Source organism: Halorhodospira neutriphila, from assembly GCF_016584055.1.
In the GTDB taxonomy this organism is placed as follows: domain Bacteria; phylum Pseudomonadota; class Gammaproteobacteria; order Nitrococcales; family Halorhodospiraceae; genus Halorhodospira; species Halorhodospira neutriphila.
This window is the reverse complement of sequence record NZ_NRSH01000254.1, coordinates 1-1,122: the sequence shown is the minus strand read 5'-3', so window position 1 is coordinate 1,122 and position 1,122 is coordinate 1. Positions and strand designations below refer to the sequence as shown.

Annotated in this window: 1 protein-coding gene; it reads left to right on the top strand. The window is 79.1% G+C overall.

Annotated features, from left to right (window positions below; translation table 11 throughout):
- Nucleotides 1-52 precede the first annotated feature (52 nt).
- On the top strand, nucleotides 53-1,122 hold a 1,070-nt coding region (locus CKO13_RS12280; RefSeq protein WP_338034655.1), incomplete at its 3' end, for a glycerate kinase type-2 family protein.

Below are 1,122 nucleotides of genomic sequence, written 5' to 3'. Positions count from 1 at the left end.
GCAGCGAGGCGGTGACCGCCTGCTTCTCGGCCACGGGGTCCCCTGCGCGTCCGTGGCGGTCCACGAGGCCGGCCACCCCGTGCCGGACGAGGCCGGCGCCGCCGCCACCGAGCAGCTCCTCGCCGAGCTGGACGGGCTCGGCGAGGACGACCTGGCCCTGGTGCTGCTCTCCGGGGGCGGCTCGGCGCTGCTCACCGCCCCCGCGCCGCCGCTGACCCTGGCCGAGAAGCAGGCGGTCACCGCCTCGCTGCTGCGCAGCGGCGCCCCCATCGCGGCGATCAACACCGTCCGCCGCCACCTCTCGGCGGTCAAGGGCGGCCGCCTGGCCCTGCGCGCCGCCCCGGCGCAGGTGGTTGCCCTGGTCATCTCCGATGTCCCCGGCGACGACCCGGCCACCGTGGCCTCCGGGCCGGTCGCCGCCGACAGCAGCCGCCCCGCGGACGCCCGCCGGATCCTCGAGCGCTATACGGGCGGCGTCCCCGCGGCGGTGGCCGCCGCCCTCGACGGCGGGGAGGCGCCGCCGGCGCCTGCGGACCCCCGCCTGGCGCGGGTGGAGCAGCGGGTCGTGGCGAGCGCCTATACGGCGCTGCAGGCGGCGGCGCGCAGCGCCCACGCCGCAGGGGTGACGCCCCTGATCCTCGGCGACGCCCTCGAGGGCGAGGCGCGCGAGGTCGCCCGGGTGCTCGTCGGCATCGCCCGCTCCTGCCAGCGCCACGGCGTGCCGGCAGCCCCGCCGTGCGTCCTGCTCTCCGGCGGCGAGACGACGGTCACCGTCCGCGGGGGTGGCCGGGGCGGCCGCAACACCGAGCTCGCCCTCGCCGCCGCCGAGGCCCTCGACGGCGTGCCCGGCATCCACCTGCTCAGCGCCGATACCGACGGCATCGACGGCACCGAGCGCAACGCCGGCGCCGTGGTCGGTCCCGGGACGCTGGCCCGGGCGCGGGCGCAGGGGCTCGACCCGCAGCGCCACCTCGCCGAGAACGACAGCTTCGGCTGCCTCGAGCCGCTCGGCGCCCTGCTGGAGACGGGGCCGACGCTGACCAACGTCAACGACTTCCGCGCCCTGCTCGTGGAGCCGGCGCAGGGGGGAGTGAGGGCGCTGGGGCCGGTGCCGGGGCGTGG